This is a genomic window from Halolamina pelagica (assembly GCF_001307315.1).
In the GTDB taxonomy this organism is placed as follows: Archaea; Halobacteriota; Halobacteria; order Halobacteriales; family Haloferacaceae; genus Halolamina; species Halolamina pelagica_B.
The window spans coordinates 715,601-734,710 of record NZ_LGUC01000001.1 but is presented as its reverse complement, the minus strand read 5'-3'; the positions used below and the strand labels follow the sequence as shown (position 1 = coordinate 734,710).

18 protein-coding genes, 1 tRNA gene and 7 pseudogenes are annotated in these 19,110 nt (G+C 69.1%); 15 read left to right on the top strand and 11 right to left on the bottom strand.

Going from position 1 to position 19,110, the window contains the following annotated elements:
* Positions 1–387, bottom strand: coding sequence for a PIN domain-containing protein (locus SY89_RS03875; RefSeq protein WP_054583220.1), 387 nt, complete (start codon positions 385–387; stop codon positions 1–3).
* Positions 384–1,619 carry a translation initiation factor IF-2 subunit gamma gene (locus SY89_RS03870; protein ID WP_054584657.1) on the bottom strand — a complete coding sequence of 412 codons (1,236 nt, stop codon included), beginning with the start codon at positions 1,617–1,619 and terminating at the stop codon, positions 384–386. Before SY89_RS03870 ends, SY89_RS03875 begins: the two co-directional genes overlap by 4 nt.
* Before the next feature lie 134 nt (positions 1,620–1,753).
* On the opposite strand from SY89_RS03870, the pseudogene SY89_RS03865 reads away from it, so the two are divergent.
* A pseudogene (locus SY89_RS03865) lies at positions 1,754–2,705 on the top strand (DUF5787 family protein).
* A 6-nt stretch (positions 2,706–2,711) separates the two neighbouring features.
* Here SY89_RS03865 and SY89_RS03860 read toward each other — a convergent pair.
* Positions 2,712–3,533 (bottom strand): MBL fold metallo-hydrolase, encoded by an 822-nt coding sequence (locus SY89_RS03860; protein WP_054583219.1) that lies wholly within the window; start codon positions 3,531–3,533, stop codon positions 2,712–2,714.
* Between the two features lie 148 nt (positions 3,534–3,681).
* Between SY89_RS03860 and SY89_RS18095 the strand changes: the two genes are divergently transcribed.
* Complete coding sequence (locus SY89_RS18095; protein ID WP_239685507.1) at positions 3,682–4,092, top strand: hypothetical protein; 411 nt, start codon at positions 3,682–3,684, stop codon at positions 4,090–4,092.
* A gap of 1 nt (position 4,093) precedes the next feature.
* On the opposite strand, the gene SY89_RS03850 is transcribed toward SY89_RS18095, so the two are convergent.
* The 5 genes and pseudogenes from SY89_RS03850 to SY89_RS03830 form a co-directional block, all read right to left on the bottom strand.
* On the bottom strand, positions 4,094–4,936 hold the full coding sequence (locus SY89_RS03850; protein WP_054583218.1) for an arginase family protein: 843 nt from the start codon (positions 4,934–4,936) through the stop codon (positions 4,094–4,096).
* A complete protein-coding gene (locus SY89_RS03845) occupies positions 4,936–5,310 on the bottom strand; it encodes a translation initiation factor IF-5A (protein ID WP_054583217.1) in 375 nt (124 codons plus the stop codon). Before SY89_RS03845 ends, SY89_RS03850 begins: the two co-directional genes overlap by 1 nt.
* An 81-nt stretch (positions 5,311–5,391) precedes the next feature.
* A pseudogene (locus SY89_RS03840) lies at positions 5,392–5,769 on the bottom strand (DUF7504 family protein); the annotation flags it as partial.
* 153 nt (positions 5,770–5,922) lie between these two features.
* On the bottom strand, positions 5,923–6,315 hold the full coding sequence (locus tag SY89_RS03835) for a hypothetical protein (protein ID WP_054583215.1): 393 nt from the start codon (positions 6,313–6,315) through the stop codon (positions 5,923–5,925).
* Positions 6,312–6,599, bottom strand: coding sequence for a hypothetical protein (locus SY89_RS03830; RefSeq protein ID WP_054583214.1), 288 nt, complete (start codon positions 6,597–6,599; stop codon positions 6,312–6,314). Before SY89_RS03830 ends, SY89_RS03835 begins: the two co-directional genes overlap by 4 nt.
* A gap of 104 nt (positions 6,600–6,703) precedes the next feature.
* Here SY89_RS03830 and gcvT point away from each other — a divergent pair.
* The 4 genes and pseudogenes from gcvT to gcvPB form a co-directional block, all read left to right on the top strand.
* Positions 6,704–7,798 (top strand): annotated as a pseudogene (gene gcvT / locus SY89_RS15700) (glycine cleavage system aminomethyltransferase GcvT); the annotation flags it as partial.
* 10 nt (positions 7,799–7,808) lie between these two features.
* Positions 7,809–8,189, top strand: a complete 381-nt coding sequence (gene gcvH, locus SY89_RS03820; RefSeq protein WP_054583212.1) for a glycine cleavage system protein GcvH — start codon at positions 7,809–7,811, stop codon at positions 8,187–8,189.
* Between the two features lie 251 nt (positions 8,190–8,440).
* Positions 8,441–9,789 (top strand): annotated as a pseudogene (gcvPA, locus tag SY89_RS03815) (aminomethyl-transferring glycine dehydrogenase subunit GcvPA).
* Positions 9,786–11,237 (top strand): aminomethyl-transferring glycine dehydrogenase subunit GcvPB, encoded by a 1,452-nt coding sequence (gene gcvPB, locus SY89_RS03810; RefSeq protein ID WP_054583211.1) that lies wholly within the window; start codon positions 9,786–9,788, stop codon positions 11,235–11,237. Before gcvPA ends, gcvPB begins: the two are co-directional and overlap by 4 nt.
* 15 nt (positions 11,238–11,252) lie before the next feature.
* On the opposite strand, the gene SY89_RS17080 is transcribed toward gcvPB, so the two are convergent.
* A complete protein-coding gene (locus SY89_RS17080; protein ID WP_189319104.1) occupies positions 11,253–11,420 on the bottom strand; it encodes a DUF7838 family putative zinc beta-ribbon protein in 168 nt (55 codons plus the stop codon).
* Positions 11,421–11,521: 101 nt separating this feature from the next.
* Positions 11,522–12,181, bottom strand: a complete 660-nt coding sequence (locus SY89_RS03805; protein ID WP_080506586.1) for a DUF998 domain-containing protein — start codon at positions 12,179–12,181, stop codon at positions 11,522–11,524.
* Between the two features lie 191 nt (positions 12,182–12,372).
* Between SY89_RS03805 and SY89_RS03800 the strand changes: the two genes are divergently transcribed.
* From SY89_RS03800 to SY89_RS03785, 4 genes and pseudogenes are all read left to right on the top strand, one after another.
* Positions 12,373–12,612, top strand: coding sequence for a glutaredoxin family protein (locus SY89_RS03800; RefSeq protein ID WP_054583210.1), 240 nt, complete (start codon positions 12,373–12,375; stop codon positions 12,610–12,612).
* A pseudogene (locus SY89_RS03795) lies at positions 12,609–13,147 on the top strand (cob(I)yrinic acid a,c-diamide adenosyltransferase). The gene SY89_RS03800 and the pseudogene SY89_RS03795 overlap by 4 nt, the downstream one beginning before the upstream one ends.
* A gap of 43 nt (positions 13,148–13,190) precedes the next feature.
* Positions 13,191–13,454 carry a DUF7553 family protein gene (locus SY89_RS03790; RefSeq protein WP_054583209.1) on the top strand — a complete coding sequence of 88 codons (264 nt, stop codon included), beginning with the start codon at positions 13,191–13,193 and terminating at the stop codon, positions 13,452–13,454.
* A 42-nt stretch (positions 13,455–13,496) separates the two neighbouring features.
* A tRNA-Val gene (locus tag SY89_RS03785) sits at positions 13,497–13,571 on the top strand.
* 171 nt (positions 13,572–13,742) lie between these two features.
* On the opposite strand, the gene SY89_RS17075 is transcribed toward SY89_RS03785, so the two are convergent.
* Positions 13,743–14,111 (bottom strand): hypothetical protein, encoded by a 369-nt coding sequence (locus tag SY89_RS17075; protein WP_054583208.1) that lies wholly within the window; start codon positions 14,109–14,111, stop codon positions 13,743–13,745.
* On the opposite strand from SY89_RS17075, the gene SY89_RS17070 reads away from it, so the two are divergent.
* From SY89_RS17070 to SY89_RS03750, 5 genes and pseudogenes are all read left to right on the top strand, one after another.
* Entirely contained in the window at positions 14,091–14,507 is a 417-nt protein-coding gene (locus SY89_RS17070; protein WP_189319103.1) for a hypothetical protein, read from the top strand. The genes SY89_RS17075 and SY89_RS17070 overlap by 21 nt on opposite strands.
* Complete coding sequence (locus SY89_RS03770) at positions 14,504–14,821, top strand: hypothetical protein (RefSeq protein ID WP_054583206.1); 318 nt, start codon at positions 14,504–14,506, stop codon at positions 14,819–14,821. The genes SY89_RS17070 and SY89_RS03770 overlap by 4 nt, the downstream gene beginning before the upstream one ends.
* Positions 14,821–15,864, top strand: coding sequence for a DnaJ-like cysteine-rich domain-containing protein (locus SY89_RS03765; protein WP_054583205.1), 1,044 nt, complete (start codon positions 14,821–14,823; stop codon positions 15,862–15,864). The genes SY89_RS03770 and SY89_RS03765 overlap by 1 nt, the downstream gene beginning before the upstream one ends.
* Before the next feature lie 148 nt (positions 15,865–16,012).
* Positions 16,013–17,010, top strand: a pseudogene (locus SY89_RS19805) (DUF7544 domain-containing protein).
* A gap of 203 nt (positions 17,011–17,213) precedes the next feature.
* Positions 17,214–19,098 (top strand): annotated as a pseudogene (locus SY89_RS03750) (S9 family peptidase).
* Positions 19,099–19,110: the final 12 nt, after the last annotated feature.

The following is a 19,110-nucleotide window of genomic DNA, read 5'->3' as shown; positions in this document are numbered from 1 at the left end:
CTAGGTTTCAGTTATCGCCAGTGTGTTCCGCCCCCTTAAACCGATTACGTGAACGCCCGCGTCGAGCAGGCGATCACGCAGCGGGCGGTCGTTGGTCACCACGTACACCTCGCCCTCGGTCGCTTCCGCGACCGCGACGACGGCGTCGTCGGCGTACGGTTCGTCCGTCTCCACGATCCGACAGCGCTCGGCCAGATCGCGACCGACCGATGCGGCGGTGCCTTCCGCCCCGTTGCCGTCCCGGAGCTTCTCCAGTTCCGCGACGACCGCTCGGGGGGTAACGGCGTCGTACGCCCCGAGCAGCCGGTCGAGCTCGTCGAACACGCGCACGTCGAGTTCGACCGGCATCATCAGGGCGTTGGTGTCCAGCACCGCCGTCGCGCTCATTCCTTCAGCGTGCCGATGCCGATGAGCCGCCAGCGTGCGCCCACGCGGCGGTTGATCGCGATCTTCGCCCCCGGCTCCGCACAGACGGGGCGCTTGAGCGATACCTCACACTCGCCGTCGCGGGCGCTGGTGACGGCGCCGACGGTGGTGGCGGTGCCGACGGTGAGCATCAGCGGCTCGCCCGTCGAGATCTCCTCCACTTCGTCCTCGTCCTCGCCGACGACGCGGTCGAGCAGTTCGACGTCCATCTCGAAGCCTTCGAGCGTCGGCGGCAGGGTGCCGGGCTCGCCGGCGACCTGTCCCGCGAGCGCGTCACCCTTCGTGTAGGACGGGTCGAGCCCCGTCCCCACGCCGAGCAGGCCGCCGGGGCTCGCCTCCTCGACGGGGTTGCCGCCGGCCTGGATCGAGCGAACGGTTGTCTCCATGGGCTGCCACTCGCTCTGGCCGCCCTCCTCGACCTCGCGGCCGGGTCGGAGTTCGATCTCGTCGTCCTCCGAGAGGGTGCCCTGTACGAGCGACCCGCCGACGACGCCGCCGAGCAGCGAGTCGGCGGTCGTCCCCGGCTTGTTGATGTCGAAACTCCGTGCCACGAACATCCGCGAGTCGGCCGTCGGGTCCCGCTCGGGCGTCGGGATCTCCCGCTCCAGCGCGTCGATCAGCAGGTCGATGTTGACCTCCTGCTGGGCGCTGATCGGGACGATCGGCGCGTCCTCCGCGACCGTACCCTCAACGAACTCCTGGATCTGGCGGTAGTTCTCCTGGGCCCGCTCTCGGTCGACCAGGTCGACCTTGTTCTGGGCGATAACGACGTTCTCGATGCCGATGATGTCCAGCGCCATGAGGTGCTCCTCGGTCTGGGCCTGGGGCACGTCCTCGGTGGCGCTAACCACGAGGACGGCGCCGTCCATGATCGCCGCGCCCGAGAGCATCGTCGCCATCAGCGTCTCGTGACCCGGCGCGTCGACGAACGACACCTCGCGGACGACCTCGGTGTCCACGTCGTGCTCGTCGCAGTGCTCCGCGACCGTGTAGCACTCGGGCTCCTCCTCCTCGGGGCATCGACGCAGCGTCGCGTCGGCGTAGCCCAGGCGGATGGAGATCCCGCGCTTCATCTCTTCGCTGTGCTTGTCGGTCCACGAACCACTCAGCGCCTGCACGAGGGTCGTCTTCCCGTGGTCGACGTGGCCGACCAGTCCGATGTTCACCTCCGGTTGTGTTGGGTTCTCCGTCACCATATGACCTCCTGAGAGGAATTCTACTCTAAATTCACCCCGAGCGACTGATAAAGGTGCTGTTCTCCCGGCCTCGTGGGGGCCGCATCCGTCGGAGAGACGCCCTTTTGTCCGCGCCCCACCCACCCCCGCCCGTGGAGGTCGCGTTCGAACTCGCACTGTCGGCCCACCTCGAAGCCGCGACCGACTGGATCGTCGCTCGCCAACTCGGCGCCGGCGTCGAGACCCCCGGCGCCCGCGTGATGGACCTCGTCGGCGTCGTCCCGACGGAGCGAGTGACCGACCGCGCCGCGATCACCGACCGGACCATCCCGCCGCTGGCCGTCGAGGCCGACGTGGGCGTCGGCGAGGCGGTGCCCGTCACCGAGGCGTTCGACTGCAGCCCGGAACACGCCGCGTCGGTCGCCGAACGCGCCGCCGAACTGGGGTTTTTCCACCGCTCGCGCCGCGGCGGCCGCACGTACGTCCGGCAGACGACTCGCTACCCGAGTGGGTCGACCGACTCGTCGGGATCGAGAACAAGCCCGACCTCGGCCGGCCGGGCGATCTCGAGTTCCAACTCCGGTTCGACGCCGCGTTGGGGCTGTTCGACGAGGTGTGGCTGGCGACGGAGAGCTACGTCACCGGCGCGCACTTGAACCGCCTCCCCGAGCCCGTCGGCGTCTGGCGGTTCGACCCCGAGACGGGCGAGCGCGAAACGGTCCGCGAGGCGTCGTCGCTGCCCGTCGACGAACCGGGCGTCGAACTCCTGGCGGAGGAACCGCTGCGGACCGACGTGCGCATCGTCGACACCGACGCCAAGGCGCGCCAGCGCCGCCGGATCGCCGAGCGAGCCTGGGGGAAAGGCTGGCGCCCCGCCGAGTTCCCGGGCTGTGCGAACTGTTCGGCGACCCCGGACGCAGTTCCGCACTGCTCGTTCCACGATCGCCTCGTCGTGCCGTCGATGGACTGCGGGACGGACTGTCCGGGGTACGAGCCGGGGGGACGCCGGAGCTCGACTCCGAGGACCGCCGCGCCGAGCGCAGCCCGTGGGAGAAGGATCCGGCGGGCGTCGCGCGCGAGCAGGCCGGGCTGGACCAGTTCTAGCGGTCCCTACAGCTCGTACACCTCGCCGTCGACGGCTAGCGGCTCCGCGAACGCCTCCGTCGGTGGGTAGTAGTGCGCGACGTGGACCAGCCGCGTCTCGTCGGCGTCGAGGTCGTCACCGAGCCGGATCGCCCCCTCGCGGGTCATGTGCTTGGTGCCAAAGGTCATCGGCACGCCGTCGACGACGTCCGAGCCGCCCATCGGGTGTTTCGGCGCCAGCGACGCCGGGACGATCGCGTCAGCCAGGAGGAGGTCCGGGTCCCGGAGCGCGTCGCGGGACGCCTCGGGGATGTCGTAGCTGGTGTCACCGGAGAGCGAGAGCTTCGCCCCGGTCTCGGGGTCCTCGACGACCAGCCCGTAGCACGCCATCGGCGGGTGGTCGACGGGGACGAGCGTCAACTCGAAGCCACAGGCGGCGAACGTCGTCAGCGGCTCCTGGCCGAACACCTCGACCACGTCGAGGTAGTCGTAGCGCTCCCGGACCGAGTCGGCGACGCTCTCGCCGGTGAACGGGTCGACCTCGCTTGCGGCGTGGACCGGCAGATCGTCGAGCAGGCGGTAGAAGTTCCCCAGCCCGTCCAAGTGGTCGAAGTGGATGTGGGTGATCACGGCCGCGTCGGGGAGGTCGGCGCCCGTCGCCTGGAACTGGTGACGGAAGTCGGGCGAGGCGTCGATCAGCAGGCACTCGCCGGTGCGCTCGTTCTCGACGTGGACCGAGAAGCGCGAGCGCTCGACGCCGCGCTCCCGAGCGCGCTCGCAGGTGGCACAGTCACAGCCGACCGTCGGGGTGCCGGTAGTGTCGCCGGTGCCGAGGAGGGTGACGCGCATTCAGTTCGGGAGCGGGCGGCCGAGGACTTAGTCGTCGGGGTCGCGTCCGGAACAGCGTTCCCTTCGCGGCCGTGCCGAGCCGGCTCACGCTCAGACGCCGCGACCCAGCCCCAGAAGGGGTTTATCTCGCACACGACATATGAGACGCGTGTCCCCGAGTAGCCTCCGTGCGTCCGTCGACGACCGACCGCGCCTGTTGGGCCTCGCAGTCGGAGTCGGCCACGCGCTGCTATCGTTAGTGCTGTGGTCCCTCCTCGATTTCGGGGATCTGCTGTCCTCCGTCGGTACCGAGCCGTTGTACGTGTTCTACCTCGTCGGCGGGATGTTCGCACTCGGGTTCGTGCCGGCGGTTCTCTACTCGAAGTACGGCTCCCGTGCGCCGGGGGCTCTCTCGGTGTTCCTCCTCGTCGGTTCCGCGTTCGGGACGTACCGGATCGTCGCCTCCGGGCTGACGCCCGTCGACCCGACCCCGTTCGGCTGGTACCTCCTCCTCTGGCCCGCCCCTGTGGTACTCTACGCGGTGATCGGTGCAGTCGAAAGGACAGTCACGGACAGCTAACTCACGCGTCGGCGTGCGAGAAGACGAACTCCTTGAGCAGCTTGCCCGCCAGCGCGGCGGCCTGCCCGTCGTCGCGGTCGTTCACCTCGACGGCGTCGAAACCGACGGCGTGAGGCGCGACCTGCCGGACCACGTCCCGCATCTCTCGGGGCGCGAGCCCGAACGGCTCCATCGTCCCGGTTCCGGGCGCGACCGACGGGTCCGCGCCGTCGATGTCGACCGAGAGGTACACGGACTCGTCCGCGAAGTCGGCCTCCCAGTCGGCGGTGTCCTCGGGGGCGACGACCGTCACGTCGTCCTGTTTGGCGCGCTCCCACTCCGCCGCGGATCCCGTTCGAGCGCCGAGGATCACCGCGCGGTCGGCGGTGCCGGAGACGGTCGAGAGCGGGTCGTCGTCGGGGTCGCCGTCGAGCGCGCGGCGCGTGACCGCGGCGTGGCTCCAGGGGTTGCCGTCGTAGTCGTCGCGGAGGTCGAGGTGGGCGTCGAGTACGACCAGCGCGTCGGGGTCGGTCGCGCGGACGCCCGCCGCGGTGACGGTGTGCTCGCCGCCCAGCAGGAGGGGGACGGCGTCGTCACGCGCGAGATCGGCGAGGCTGCCGCCGAGGAACTCGAGGTACTCGACCGCGTCGTCCCACGCCCGCACGTCGCCGGCGTCGTGGACGGCACAGTCGGAGAAGTGGTAGTCGGTGCGGCGGTCGTAGTCGTCGAACGTCCGCGCGAACCGCCGGATCCGTTCCGGGCCGAACCGGGTCCCCGGCTGGAACGTCGTCGAGGCGTCGAGGGGTGCGCCGACGATCGCGTAGTCGGCGGCCGCTCGCTCGGCGACGGCGCCGGGAAACCCCATCACACGATCTTCCGCTGGCCCTCGTACTCGAGGTACTCGATCTCGTCGTCCGGGTTGAGCTCCTCGTCCTCGGGGATCCGCATCGTGAACGTCTCGTAGGTGTCGAGGTCCATCACCTGCGCGTCGTTGCCCTCGACGGAGACGACCTGGCCGCCCTTCCGCTCGACGATCGGGACCCAGACCTTCGCGTCGACCGGCTGGGAGAGGCTGCGCTTCTTCTCGTCGAACACGCCCACGCCCTCGATCCGCGCCTTCGCGCTGCCGTGCTTGCCGGGCTTGGCAGTGCTGTAGTGGTTGATCTCGCAGGGGGATTCGTCCATCATCACGTAGCTCCCCTCCTGCAGTTCACGCACCTGCTTCTGCTCTTTCGCCATACGTGGGAGTTTCCGGGTGAGGGGTATAAACCGTTTGGAACGGGCCGAGAGCCTCCGACCACCCGGGATTCGGTCGACCCGCTACTCCAGCGAGACCGACCGGTCGTGCAGGCTCTGGAACCGCGCAAGCGTGTCGGACGAGACGACGTCGTCGGCGATGCCGGTGACGTGCCGGAACCGACGGCCACGGGCGCGGGTGACGAAATGCGAGAGCAGCCGATAGAGCTTCGTCTCCTCGACGTACATCAGCATCGTCCCGAGCCCGTCGACGACGACCCAGCCCGTATCCGCCGCGAGGTAGCGCTCGCCCCGCGAGAACTGGATACTGATCCCCGTCAGGTCCGACGGCGAAACCCGCTCGGCGGTCCAACAGGGACCGTCGTACTGCACCGGCGACGCCGAGACCGGCACGATCCCCACGTTCTTCGGGTCGCCGCCGGCCTCCCGCACGGCCTGCTCGACGCGTTCGGGGCGTCGACAGTCACGACGAGCAGGTTCTCGAGCGCCTGCGGCGGGAGGTAGGCGATCGGCGTGTCACGGGTCGAGAGCATCGCGAGCGCCGCCTCTCCCGGCTCGAGGTCGAGCGGCCCCTCCGCGGGGGACTGCTGTTCGCTACTCGCCATCGTCCCCCTCCGTGGCGCCGGCGAACCCCTCCTCGCTCGGGGACGGGACGCCCGTCGTCGCCCCGTCGAACCCCGGGGACGATCCCGGCGTGTCGTCGGTGTCGAACGACGAGTCACCCACCCGGACGAACTCGCGGGCGAACAGCCAGACAGAGCCGGCAAAGCAGAGACAGGAGAGGAGATACGTCCCCTCGGCGGCCGTCACCATCCCGAGCCCACCCTGGAGTACCGAGCCGGCGGTGAACACGAGCACCGACGCCGCAAGCAGCGTGACGGCCTCGGTGTACAGCAGCGTCCGGGCGTAGGCGACGACCGGGTAGAGGATCGCCAGCGAGACGACGACGAGGACGACGGTCTGGGCCGCCAGGACGTGGACGCTCATCGGGGCCTCCGGCCGCTCAGGAGCAGGATCCCCTGGGCGGCAGTCCACGCGATCAGCACGACGGCGACGCTCCCGAGTAGTCTGCTGGCGTCGGCCCCCATCGACGGGTCGGCCAGTTTGATCGCGGCGATCGCGAGATACGTGAGCGTGATCGGCACCAGCGGCCGGACGACGCGGCCGAACGGCGCGTCCCGGAAGCCGCGGGCGGCGATGACTGCGAGCGGCAGCGTCGCCGAGAGCACGACGACCTGCCCCAGCCGAAACAGTTCGGCGAGTGTCGGCACGTCAGCGGCGTCGGGAGACAGCGAGTTAGCCTTTTTGCTCGGGTCACGATCGTCGGGGTGGCCGGGATGGCAAGACATTACTTCCCGCCACCGACAGTGCCAGTATGGCCACACGGCGACCACCGCTGTACGAGGTCCACGAGGACCGCGGCGCGGGGTTCACCGACTTCGGCGGCTGGGAGATGCCCGTGGAGTTCGACTCCATCCGGGCCGAACACACCGCCGTCCGGGAGGCCGCCGGGATCTTCGACGTGTCTCACATGGGTGAGATCCGCGTCGAGGGCCCCGACGCCGAGACCCTGATGCAACGACTCACGACCAACGACATCGCCTCGATGGAGCCGGGCGACGCCCAGTACGCCTGCATCACCGACGAGGACGGGATCATCCACGACGACACGATGACGTACCGCCTCCCCGAGGGTGGGTACCTCTTTATCCCCAACGCGGGCCACGACGAGGAGGCCGAGCGGCGCTGGGTCGACTACCGCGACGCGCACGGGCTCGACGCCGAGGTCACCAACGAGACCGCGGACTGGGCGATGTTCGCGGTGCAGGGGCCCGACGCGGTCGGCCTCGCCGCCGACGCCGTCGAGTCCGTCGGCGCGCCCCTGGGAGAGGAGAGCGACGACCTCGCCGACCTCCCGCGGTTCACCGCCACCGAGGCGACCATCGCCGGCGCCGACTGTCTGGTCGCCCGGACGGGCTACACCGGCGAGGACGGCGTCGAGATCCTCTGTGACGCCGACGACGCCGAGCCGGTCTGGGCGGCGTTCGACTGCCAGCCCTGCGGGCTGGGCTCCCGGGACACCCTCCGGATGGAGCAGGGGCTGCTCCTCTCCGGCCAGGACTTCCACCCCGAGGAGAACCCGCGAACGCCGTACGAGGCCGGCGTCAGCTTCACGGTCGACCTCGACACCGAGTTCGTCGGCCGTGACGCGCTGGCGGCCCAGCAGGAGGCTGGCGTCGACGAGACGTTCACCGGCCTCACGCTGCTCGACCGCGGCGTCGCCCGCCACGGCTACGAGATCACCCACGACGGCGAGACGGTGGGTGAGGTCACCAGCGGGACGATGAGCCCCACGCTCGGCGAGCCGATCGCGCTGGGCTACCTCCCGACCGAACTGGCCGAGGACGGCACCGAGGTCGCCGTCGTGATCCGCGGCGAAGAGAAGCGCGCAGCAGTCACCACACCCCCTTCATCGACCAATGAGCTTCGACACCCCCGACGACCGGAAGTATCTCGAATCGCACGAGTGGGCGACCACCGACGAACCGATCCGGATCGGCATCTCCGACTTCGCACAGGACGAGCTCGGCGACGTGGTGTTCGTGGAACTGCCCGACGAGGGCGACACGATCAGCCACGACGAGCCGTTCGGCGTCGTCGAGTCCATCAAGGCCGTCTCGGACCTCTACGCCCCGGTTTCGGGCGAGATCGTCGCCGTCAACGACGCCCTCCACGACCAGCCCGAGCTGGTCAACGAGGACCCCTACGGCGACGGCTGGCTGCTCGAGATCGACCCGAGCGACGAGTCGGAGTTCGAGGAGCTGATGGACGCCGACGAGTACGAAGCACAGATAGCCTGAGGCACCTCGTGGGCCGCGGCGCGGGTCGGTCTGACGCCGGGCCAACAGCGGACGACCGCGCTCGCCTTCGGCGTCGGCGGCGTCATGCTCCTCGTGCTGTTCGTCGTCGTGAACGGCGCCACGTTCGAGTCCGGGAGCAGCAGTAGCTAGGGATCGGTTGTCGCCCCCTTTACCACACGACCCTGCACAGTCACCCCACTAACGCGCCGGAGTCGGCACGTCTTTGTCCCCGAGGGCCCACCTGTCGAACCATGAGCCACGGCAGTCCTCAGCAGGGAGGGAGCGGGAGCCCGTACGCTCCTCACACCGACGCCGAGACGGCCGCGATGCTCGACGCCCTCGGCGTCGACGACGAGGCCGATCTGTTCGATATCCCCGACCCCGTCGCGTTCGACGGCGAGTTCGGCATCGAGCCCCGGAGCGAGCAGGAACTCCGCCGGGAGTTCTCGAACCTGCTCGCCGAGAACGACGACCTGACGGAGTTCCTCGGCCGCGGGCACTACGAACACTACGTGCCGAGCGTCATCGACAGCCTCTCGAAGCGCTCGGAGTTCCTCACCTCCTACACCCAGTACCAGCCCGAGATCACGCAGGGGTTCCTGCAGGCGCTGTTCGAGTACCAGTCGATGCTCGTGGAGTTGACTGGGCTCGAGATCGCCAACTGCTCGATGTACGACGCCGCGACCGCGCTGGGCGAGGCCGCGCTGCTCGCCGAGCGCGTCCGGAGCGCCGACGGCGAGGTCGTGCTCGTCCCGGAGAACCTGCGCGAGGGCAAGCGCTCGGTGCTCGCGAACTACGTCGACGGCGCCGACCTCCGCGTCGAGAGCTACCCCACAGCCCAGGGACTGCCGACGTCGACGCCCTCGCCGACGCCGTCGACGAGGAGACCCTGTTCGTCTACGCCGAGACGCCGACGGTCCGGGGCTGTATCGAGCCCAACCTGGCCGAGATCGGCGAGCTCGCCGACGAGGCGGGCGCGCTGTTCTGTCTGGGCTCGGACCCCGTCGCGCTCTCGATCCTCGAGGAGCCGGCGAGCGTCGGCGCCGACGTGGTCGTCGGTGAGGCCGGCGTGCTCGGCCTCCCCGCGGCCTACGGCATGGGGCTGGGGATGTTCGCCTGCAAGGAGGAGTTCCTCCGACAGGTGCCGGGCCGGCTCGTCGGCGCCACCGAGGACGCCGACGGCACGCGAGCGTACACGCTCACGCTCCAGACCCGCGAACAGCACATCCGCAAGCAGCGTGCGACCTCGAACATCTGTACGAACCAGGCGTGGGTCGCGCTCCGGGCGGCGATGCACGCCGCCTCCCTGGGCGCCGACGGCCTCGTCGACCTCGCGGAGGACTGCGTGACCCTCGCCCAAGATCTCGCGGCGGACCTCGACGACATCACCGGCCTGCAGGCGCCCGTCGACGACCGCCACCACTTCCGAGAGTTCGTCGTCGGCACCGACCAGCCCGCGGCCGCGATCGCCGACGACCTGGCGGACGAGGGGTTCGCCGTCCACGTGATCGGCGACCACCGGCTGCAGGTCTGCATCACCGACGCCAACGCTCACGCGGCCGACGATCTCGTCGCCGCGTTCGAGGAGGTGGCGGCATGAGCGGACCGACAGGGAACGGACGCGAGCCCGGTCGCAGCTACGACCAAGCCACCTACGCCGTTAGCGACGACGAGAACGAACCGCTGCTGACCGAGAAGCGCAGCGACACCGTCGAGCCCGGCGACGCGCTCCCCGACGACCTGACGCGGGACGATCTCACGCTCCCCAACCCCGAGGAGCCGGAGGTCGCGCGCCACTACACCCGGCTCTCCCAGATGAACTGGAGCATCGAGTCCGGGCCGTACCCGCTGGGCTCCTGTACGATGAAGTACAACCCGCCGGTGACCGAGGACGTGGCCGCCGACCCCAACGGGGCGATCCACCCCGACCGCTCCGCGGACTCGATCCAGGGGACGCTCGGCCTGCTCGCGGGGCTGCAGGACTACCTCGCCCGCATCGGCGGGATGGACGCGGTGACGCTCCAGCCGCCCGCCGGCGCCGCCGGCGAGTTCACCGGGATCGCCGTCGCCCGCGCCTACCACCGCGCCAACGGCGAGGAGCGCAGCGAGGTGCTGATCCCGAGCTCCGCCCACGGGACGAACTTCGCAACGGCGGCGCTCGCGGGCTACGACGTGGTCGAACTCCCCTCCGGCGACGACGGTCGCGTCGATATGGAGGCGCTCGAGGCGGCCGTCTCTGAAGACACCGCGGCGCTGATGCTCACCAACCCCAACACGGTTGGGCTGTTCGAGCGCGACATCGAAGCGATCGCCGACGTGGTCCACGACGCCGGCGGGCTGCTGTACTACGACGGCGCGAACCTCAACGCGCTGCTGGGGCGCGCACGGCCCGGCGACATGGGGTTCGACATCATGCACTACAACGTCCACAAGACGTTCGCGACACCCCACGGCGGCGGCGGGCCGGGCGCCGGCCCCGTCGGCGTCGTCGAGGAGCTGACGCCGTTCCTCCCGAACCCCCGCGTCGAGGAAACCGACTCGGGCTACGAACTCGTCGAGAGCGACGAGGCGATCGAGAACGTCCACGGGTTCCAGGGCAACTGGCTCGTGCTCGTGAAGGCGTACGCCTACATCGCCCGCCTCGGCGACTCGGGGCTACGCGACGCGAGCGCGAAGTCGGTGCTGAACGCGAACTACCTCGCCGAACAGATCGACCTCGACGTGCCGTACGAGCCGTTCCACCACGAGTTCGCGGCCACCGCGGGCGACGCCGCGGCCGCCGACGTGGCCAAGCGGATGCTCGACTTCGGCGTCCACCCGCCGACGACGAACTGGCCGGAGATGGTGCCCGAGGCGATGCTCACGGAGCCGACCGAGATCGAGAGCAAGCAGTCGCTGGACGATCTGGCGGCGGCGTTCGACGCCGCGATGGGGTCGACCGACGAGGAGCGCCACGACGCCCCGAGTCGGACGACCGCACGGCGGATCGACCAGACGAGCGCCGCGCGGGACCCGCGGCTCTCGTGGCAGGCGCTGGACGAAGAGTAACGGAGCGAAACGCCTTCAGGCGGCCTGTTCGGTGCTGATGCCGTTGATCTGGATGAAGCCGTAGTCGCACTCGCCACAGTGCCACTTCGTTTTCTCGCCGAGGTGGAGGTTCATCGCCGCGACCTTCCAGAACGTCCGCGTCTCCCCGCACTCCGGACACTCGTGTTCGCGTTCGAGGCTCATACCCGCCGAGTTCGATCGTGGGCCTGTTGAAGATGTCGTTTCGGTGGCTCCGGCGTCGACGCCGTACCGACCCCGACACGATCGTCGGTCTCGCCCCCGTCCTACTCGTGGGTCGCCGTCGCGTCGGCCGAGTCCGCCAACAAGTAGCCGCCGAAGGCGGGCAGCCAGAGGATCAGCGGGTACACGACCCACCGCTCGATCCCGCCGGGCCCGAGGGGTTCGAGCGGGCTGGGACCGCCGCCGACCAACCCGTAGAAGAAGACGCTCGCGAGGACGAGCAGCGAGATACCGCCGAAGAGCCCACAGAGCAGCGAGAACGGCCTCGGGACGACTCGAGCGGAGAGCACCACCGCGATCCCACCCGAGACGAACGTGAGCATGGCGAACAGCCCGTGCCACGGGGCCACGTTTCCCGGGAACACGCCGACGCCGAACGCGCCGAACCCGAACACCGCCAGCGCGATCGGGAACCCGCGACGATCCAGGACGCGGTAGAGCAGGTAGGCGGAGACGAGCACCATCGCCCCCGTCAAGAGCATGGTGCTGTTGAAGATCGTCGCGGACGGCTCGTGGATAACGGGGTTCGGCGGGCGTGTCGAGCCCAGGTCGCTGATGTCCTGTCTCGTCGAGTAGTCCGGGTACAGGACCTCGGCGGTGATGATCCCCATGACGCCGATGAATCCCGCCAGCGTCAGGCTGACGCCCGCGATCGAAGCGTCCGAGAGCCCGAACCGAGAGCGAAAGGTACCAGAGTTATTCATAACGTGAGTTACATCATCGGCAGAGCGAATAGCGTTTTCGCTCGGGTCGACGTTGCGCGACGGACTCGCACAGCCCGGACTCGACGACAGCGGGCCGAACACACCACGCCAGGGTGTTCCATTCCCGAACGGGGAACCGCAGTACCCCCGCCGTAACAAGCTACTTCCCCCGTCCAACCCAACCCCCGGGTATGTCCGTCACCCTGTACTCACTGGACGGCTGTCCGTGGTGTGAGAAGGCGCACGACGCCCTCGACGACGCCGGCGTCGAGTACGAAACCGTCTGGGTCGACGCGCTCCACTCCGAGCGCGACGAGGTCGCTCGCGTGAGCAACCAGCGCGCGGTGCCCGTGCTCGTCGACGACGACCGCGGCGTCACGATGGCCGAGAGCGCAAACATCGTCGAGTACGTGGAGGCGACCCTCGCGTGACGGTGTACACCGGCCGCGGCGACGAGGGGAGACCGACCTCGGCAACGCCGAACGCGTCTCGAAGACCAGCCCGCGGATCGAGGCCTACGGCACGGTCGACGAAGCCAACGCGCTCGTCGGGCGCGTCCGCCCCACAGGCCACGAGGACGTGGATGGCCAGCTCGAGCAGATCCAGAACTGCCTCCACGTCGTGCAGGCAGAGTTCGCCAACCCCGACACCGGCGCGGACGACCCCCAGATCGGCCCCGAGGACATCGACCAACTGGAGGCGTGGATGGACGACGCCGACGACGAGCTCGAACCGCTCACCTCGTTCGTCCTCCCGGGCGGCGGCGACGCCGGCGCGCGACTGCACCAGGCCCGCGCGGTCACCCGTCGCGCCGAGCGCCGCGCGGTCGCGCTCGCGGAGACCGACGGCGAGCCGGTCAACGCCGAGGCGATCCGCTACCTGAACCGGCTCTCGGACTACCTGTTCACCGCCGCACGCCTCGTGAACCAGCGCGAAGGGGAGCCCGAGGAGTCGCCGACGTACTGAGTCGGCCTCAAGGCTTTTGACCTTTCGAGAGCAACATAGACGTATGGCGAGTCACTTCGAGGACGCACGGTACTACATGGGTCGCGCAGTCGAGCACGCGAAAGCCGGCATCAAAGAGGAAGTCGAGCCGCTGGAGGATCGGGTCCGCGAGCTCACCGGCACGGAGAAAGAGCCCGAGCCGGGGCGCCTGGAGAAGCTCCAGGGCGACCTGAAGGAGCTGGAGCAACGCGCCGAAGGCGAGGCCCGCGAGGCGGTCGAGAACGCTCGCGAGCGGGTGACCGCCTACCGCGAGCAGCGCGAGGACTGAGACAGTACGCTTAAGTCCGCCCTCGCGTAACTTCCGGTTGAAGGGTCGGTGGTCTAGTCCGGTTATGACGGCTCCTTCACACGGAGCAGGCCCCAAGTTCAAATCTTGGCCGACCCACTTTCTCTCGGCGCGGATCCGGTAGTCGAAACGCTGTACGGTTCTGCGTTCGTCGGCCGGTGATGAATCCCGTCAGCCCGTGAGCTAACGGTCGCCACACTCGGCTACTCTACGTATGGGGCTGTTCAGTAGTACACCGGACGACCGCGTCTGCGGGATCGCCATCGACGACTACGGGCTGCGGGTGACGACGATGTCCTGTGAGGACCGTACCCAGTCGAATCCGACCGGCGAGGAGTTCGTCTCGATGATCGACACGCCCGGCGGGGAGCAGCCGTCGGGGCTCGACGAGACGTTCGCGGCGCTGGCCGGGCCGGCGACGCCGATGCTCGAGATCGAGAACCTCGGGCCGATCCGGACGGTGTCCGTCGGCGACGGGTACGCCGACCGGCTTGCGACGGTGTACGACGCCATCGACGACGACGGCTGGACGGGCGAGACCGTCGTCGCCCTCCCACGGACTACGCCGAGAGCGCGGAAAAGGCGCTCGCCGAGGCCGTCGGCGATGCGGGGTTCGACGTGCGACAGGTCGTCAGCCACGACGTGGCCACCAGCGTGCTCGGCGCCGTCGACTACGAGATCAACACCGAGGAGTACGGTGGCCACCCGATCGTGGTGGTCGACCTCGGACTCTGGGAGATCACCGTGACGGTCGCGGCGGTCAACCTCGACGAGGGGCGGGTCCGGGTTCGCGGCCGCGAGACGATCGACGCCGGGCTCGCGAAGCTACTGGAAGTAACCGCCGAGAACGCGCTCGTCGACGCTGGCGTCCCGGAAGACGCGATCGACCTCTCGACGACGGTCGCGATGCACTCACTGGCACGGGAAGCGTTCGATCCCACGACCGATTCGACCACCGGAACCGTCGAGATCGGGGGGAGCGAATCCGGGTCCGGGTCGGGACGGAGCACTTCATCGACCTGTTCGCGGACATGACCTCGGTCGCGGAGTCGCTGGCGACGGAGCTGGTGCTCGAAGCCGGCTACGCGCCCCGGGAGGTCGACCGCGTGGTCATCTCCGGCTTCGGCAGCGAGGGTGAGTCCGGCGAGAACCTGACCCATCAGATCGGCGCCCGGTTCACCAGCGACGACTCGCTTGCCGCCGAGGTCGGGCCGCCGTACGCACCCGAGCGTGTGTACTTCGGCAACGAGATGACGCCGGAGGTGGGCGCGGCGGACGTGGCCCGCGAGGCCCGCGGCCTCGACCGCGACATCCAGGTGCTCGAAACCCTGGACGTGGAGGCCTCGTGATGGCTGCCGACGCCGACGCTGGCGCCGCCGACCCGGTCGCCGCCGCGAGCGACGCTGAGGCCGAAGCGCTGCTCGACCAGTACACCGAAACCTGGAGCGTCGCGAACGATCTCGCCGAGTCGTCGACGGTCCGAAGCCACGAGCAGTGGGACGCGATCAAGGAGATCGAGCGGACACTCACCGTTACCGAGTCGACGCGGACGATCTCGGTCCCGCCGTCCGACGCCCCTTCCCGGGGATCGATCGTACCGATCGACGAGCGCTACGAGCACGCGCCGGACAGCTTCGAGTCGAGGACTGTCGAGTTCGCGGACTTCGACGGGGCACGGCTCGTCGGCTGCACGGACTGCGGCGGGAGCGGCCGCGAAGCCTGTGGGACCTGCGACCGACGGAGCGTCGTCAGATGCGACGAGTGCCGGGGCGACGGCACTGCCGACTGCGGGGCGTGTGCCGGCCAGGGGGCGGTCGACTGCGGTGACTGCAACGGCACTGGCAGCCGGGGCGACACCACGTGCAGTCGCTGCAACGGCACGGGTGAACTCGCCTGCAGGACCTGTAACGCGACGGGAGAACGGCAGTGTCCGACGTGTGACGGCGCGGGCGAGGTGACCTGCCCCGACTGCGCGGGGCAAGGCGACGTACCCTGTAGCACCTGTTCAGGCGCTGGCGAACTGTACGAGACCACGAAAGGGACGCTCGAGTACGAGCCCGAATCGACGTTCGCCGTCGACGACATCCGGGGCGCGGACGAGGAGTGGTTCGCCGATGTCGACGGCGACCGCTTCGACATGACGGTCCGGCAGACGCCCGACCGAGCGAGCGACGGCGGCCCGACGACGGTGGCACACGAAGTCGAGCAGCGGTCGGTGCCAGTCAAGAAGGTCACCTACGAGTACGGCAGCGAGGAGTACGATCTCTTCGAGGTTGGCCGGAACCTGCACAGCCACTCGGTGCCGAAGTCGACGACGCGGCGGCTGCTCCCGGTCGTGGCCGTCCTCGTCGTCGCCGCCGTCGGCGGGTACTACTACTTCGCCGTGCTCTGATCCCGGGGCGCGTTTTCACGCCCGATAGCGTAGGCGAAACTATATGATACCGGTCGCCCAACAGCCCTGACATGAGGCCCCGGACTAGCCGTTTCAGCCCCTCCACGACATCGCTGTCCAGTTGCTCCCACCCACGGGGGTGGCGTCGATGACGCTGTACGCGCTCCAGGACATCGACGACGCCATCGCGGCCACGCGCTCGTTCCTCTGGCCGTTCGACTTCGGTCGGTGGCTCAAGCTCGCGTTCGTCGTGTTCTTCCTCGGCGGCACCGGGTCGGCCAACCCCGCGCAGTTCGGCAACACCACGTCGAGCACCACGCCGTCGGATCCGGGACAGCTGCCTAGTCTCTCGGAGATCGTCAACTCGCTCACTCCCACCGAGTGGGCCATCATCGGCGCCATCGTCGGCGCCATCATCCTGATCGGGGTCGGCTTCGCGTTCGTCGGCGCGGTGATGGAGTTCGTGTTCGTCGAGTCGATCCGTCGCGAACGCGTGTCGATCCGGAGCTACTGGGGGAGCGCTGGCGGCAGGGCGGCCGGCTGTTCGGCTTCCGGCTGGTGGTCGGCCTGCTCTCGCTGGTGGTCGCTGGCGGGGCGATCGCCGCCGCGGCCTGGCCGCTCCTGACCGGCAACGGTAGTTTCTCGGTGATCCTGCTGCTGCTCGCGATCGGCGTCGCGTTCGTCGTCGCGATCGTCTCCTCGCTCGTCAACGGGTTCACGACCCAGTTTGTCGTGCCGGTGATGATCGCGGAGAACCGCAACGTCCTCGCGGCCTGGCGTCGGTTCTGGCCCACGCTGACCGGCCAGTGGAAGCAGTACCTCGTCTACGTGTTCGTGCGGTTCGTGCTGTCGATCGCCGTCGGCCTCGTCGTCGGCATCGTCACCTTCGTGGGCATGCTGATCCTCGCGATCCCGTTCGTGATCGTCGGCGTCGGCGGCGTCGCGCTGCTCTCGGTGTCGGAGATCGCCGGCGGGGCCCTCATCGCCATCACGATCGCGCTGTTCGTCCTGTTGCTGTTCGTGCTCGCGCTGCTACTCTCGGTGCCGGTCCAGACGTTCCTGCGCTACTACGCGCTGCTCGTGCTGGGCGACACCGAGGCAGCGTTCGACCTCGTCGACGAGCAGCGGCAGGCGATCCGGGCGTAGCGGCCGCTACCCACCCGTCCCGGGCTCGATCGTCGTCCCCACGACCGAGCCCGACTCGTCGACCGTCACGGTGCGCTCAGCCTCGTCGGGCCCGTCCATGCCCGGAGCGACGCGATCCCGCGTTCATGTAACCATTATTTCAGAAAAGGCGTTCTGCGAAGCGTTTTTACAGCTCCTCCCAACCGGAGACTGTGACCGACGAGATGGACTTGCTGGAGGAGCTCGCCAGCCTGCCGACGCTGGCCCATCCGACGGCATCACCCGACGGCGACCGGATCGCACTGTTCTACGACATCACCGGCCGGAACCAGCTTCACGTGCTGGACGTGGAGTCGGGGCGCTCACGCAGTGGAGCGACGGCGAGGTCCCCGGGCGGTCAAGGAGGCGGCCCAGTGGAGCGCCGACGGCGAGCGCGTCTACTTCCACAAGGACGACGACGGCGACGAACAGCACGACATCCACAGCATCACCGCCGACGGCGAGACGGCGGCAGTCGTCACGCTCGACGGCCAAACCACGCTGTTCGACGTCGGCGACGACGGCGACACGCTGGCGATCGGCTCGACGGCCGAAGGCCAGCAGAACCTCTACGTTCATCGGCGCTCGACGGGCGAGACCGAGCGCCTCACCGACCACGACCACGCCGCCCACAGCGGTGTCCTCCCGCCCGCCTGCGACCGCGTAGCGTACGCGACCAACGAGCGCGAGGACTCGGCCAACCAGGACACCTACCTCGTCGGCACCGACGGCAGCGACCAGCGGCGGCTCGACGTGGGCGAGCCGGGCGCCGAAACCGTCCCCGTCGACTGGGGCCCCGACGGCCGGCGACTCCTGTTGAGTGACACCAGCACCGACCTGAACCGCTGTGGCGTCTACGACACCGAGCATGACGAGGTCACGTGGCTCGGCGACGGCGACGCCCAGGAGCGGCCCGTGGGGTTCACGCCCGACGGCGACCGGGTACTCGCCGTCAGGACCAGAGCGGCCGCGGACGCGAGCGTGGTGTACGACCTCGAAACCGGCGAGAGCCGGGAACTCGACGTGCCCGAAGGCGTGAGCCCGTTCGTCCGGTTCGGGAACCCGATACTCGACGACCGACGGGTGCTCGTCCTCCACACGACGCCCACGCGGCGCCCGGAGCTGCTCTGCTACGACCTCGCGACCGACGAGTACGAGACCCTGATCGAGGCGGAGTACGGCGGCGTCGATCCCGAGCTGTTCCGCGACGCCGAGTTCTTCACGGTCAGCTCCAGCGGCGTCGCCGAGACGCCGGCGCGGGCTGTCGATCTCTCGCCGGCGACCGAGCTCGACATCGAGTGCCTGCTGTACGACTCCGGCGAACGCCCCTCCCCGCTGATCGTCAACCCACACGGTGGCCCACCGGTCCAAGAGAAGCGGTCGTTCGGCCTCTACACCCAGTTCCTGCTGACGCAAGGCTACAGCGTCCTCCAGATGAACTACCGCGGCTCGGCCGGGCGCGGCCGGGCGTTCCGCGAGGAGCTCTACGGCGACTGGGGCGGCGCCGAACAGGCGGACGTGGCTCGGACAGCCGAGCACGTCATCGAGACACGCGACTGGATCGACGCGGACCGGGTCGGCATCTACGGCGGCTCCTACGGCGGCTACTCGGCGTACTGGCAGCTGGTCCAGTACCCCGATCTCTACGACGCCGGGATCGCCTTCGTCGGCGTCTCGGATCTCGTGGACATGTACGAGAACACGATGCCCCACTTCAAGACGGGGCTGATGGAGCGGTATCTCGGCACGCCCGAAGCGAACCCCGACCTGTACGAGCAACGATCGCCGGTCACCCACGCCGAGAACCTCGACGCGCCGCTTTTGATCGTCCACGGCGTCAACGATCGACGCGTCCCCGTCTCCCAGGCCCGCATCATGCGGGACCGCCTGACCGAGCTAGGGTACGAACAGGGCGAGGGCGGCGATTTCGAGTACCACGAACTCGGCGAGGAGGGCCACGGCTCCTCCGACATCGACCAGAAGAAGCGCACGTTCCGGCTGCTCGGGGAGTTCCTCGACCGCCGGCTGGGCCAGCCGGTCGCCGTCAGTGAGCGCAGCGACAAGCGGTAAAGGGGAGCGGTA

What these genes read in the sequence shown, in the direction of transcription:
- SY89_RS03875 (WP_054583220.1), bottom strand. Translation starts at nt 387, where the DNA reads ATGAGCGCGACGGCGGTGCTGGACACCAACGCCCTGATGATGCCGGTC.
- SY89_RS03860 (WP_054583219.1), bottom strand. Translation starts at nt 3,533, where the DNA reads ATGCGCGTCACCCTCCTCGGCACCGGCGACACTACCGGCACCCCGACG.
- SY89_RS03850 (WP_054583218.1), bottom strand. Translation starts at nt 4,936, where the DNA reads ATGGGGTTTCCCGGCGCCGTCGCCGAGCGAGCGGCCGCCGACTACGCG.
- SY89_RS03845 (WP_054583217.1), bottom strand. Translation starts at nt 5,310, where the DNA reads ATGGCGAAAGAGCAGAAGCAGGTGCGTGAACTGCAGGAGGGGAGCTAC.
- SY89_RS03835 (WP_054583215.1), bottom strand. Translation starts at nt 6,315, where the DNA reads ATGAGCGTCCACGTCCTGGCGGCCCAGACCGTCGTCCTCGTCGTCGTC.
- gcvH (WP_054583212.1), top strand. Translation starts at nt 7,809, where the DNA reads ATGAGCTTCGACACCCCCGACGACCGGAAGTATCTCGAATCGCACGAG.
- gcvPB (WP_054583211.1), top strand. Translation starts at nt 9,786, where the DNA reads ATGAGCGGACCGACAGGGAACGGACGCGAGCCCGGTCGCAGCTACGAC.
- SY89_RS17080 (WP_189319104.1), bottom strand. Translation starts at nt 11,420, where the DNA reads ATGAGCCTCGAACGCGAACACGAGTGTCCGGAGTGCGGGGAGACGCGG.
- SY89_RS03805 (WP_080506586.1), bottom strand. Translation starts at nt 12,181, where the DNA reads ATGAATAACTCTGGTACCTTTCGCTCTCGGTTCGGGCTCTCGGACGCT.
- SY89_RS03800 (WP_054583210.1), top strand. Translation starts at nt 12,373, where the DNA reads ATGTCCGTCACCCTGTACTCACTGGACGGCTGTCCGTGGTGTGAGAAG.
- SY89_RS03790 (WP_054583209.1), top strand. Translation starts at nt 13,191, where the DNA reads ATGGCGAGTCACTTCGAGGACGCACGGTACTACATGGGTCGCGCAGTC.
- SY89_RS03770 (WP_054583206.1), top strand. Translation starts at nt 14,504, where the DNA reads ATGACCTCGGTCGCGGAGTCGCTGGCGACGGAGCTGGTGCTCGAAGCC.
- SY89_RS03765 (WP_054583205.1), top strand. Translation starts at nt 14,821, where the DNA reads ATGGCTGCCGACGCCGACGCTGGCGCCGCCGACCCGGTCGCCGCCGCG.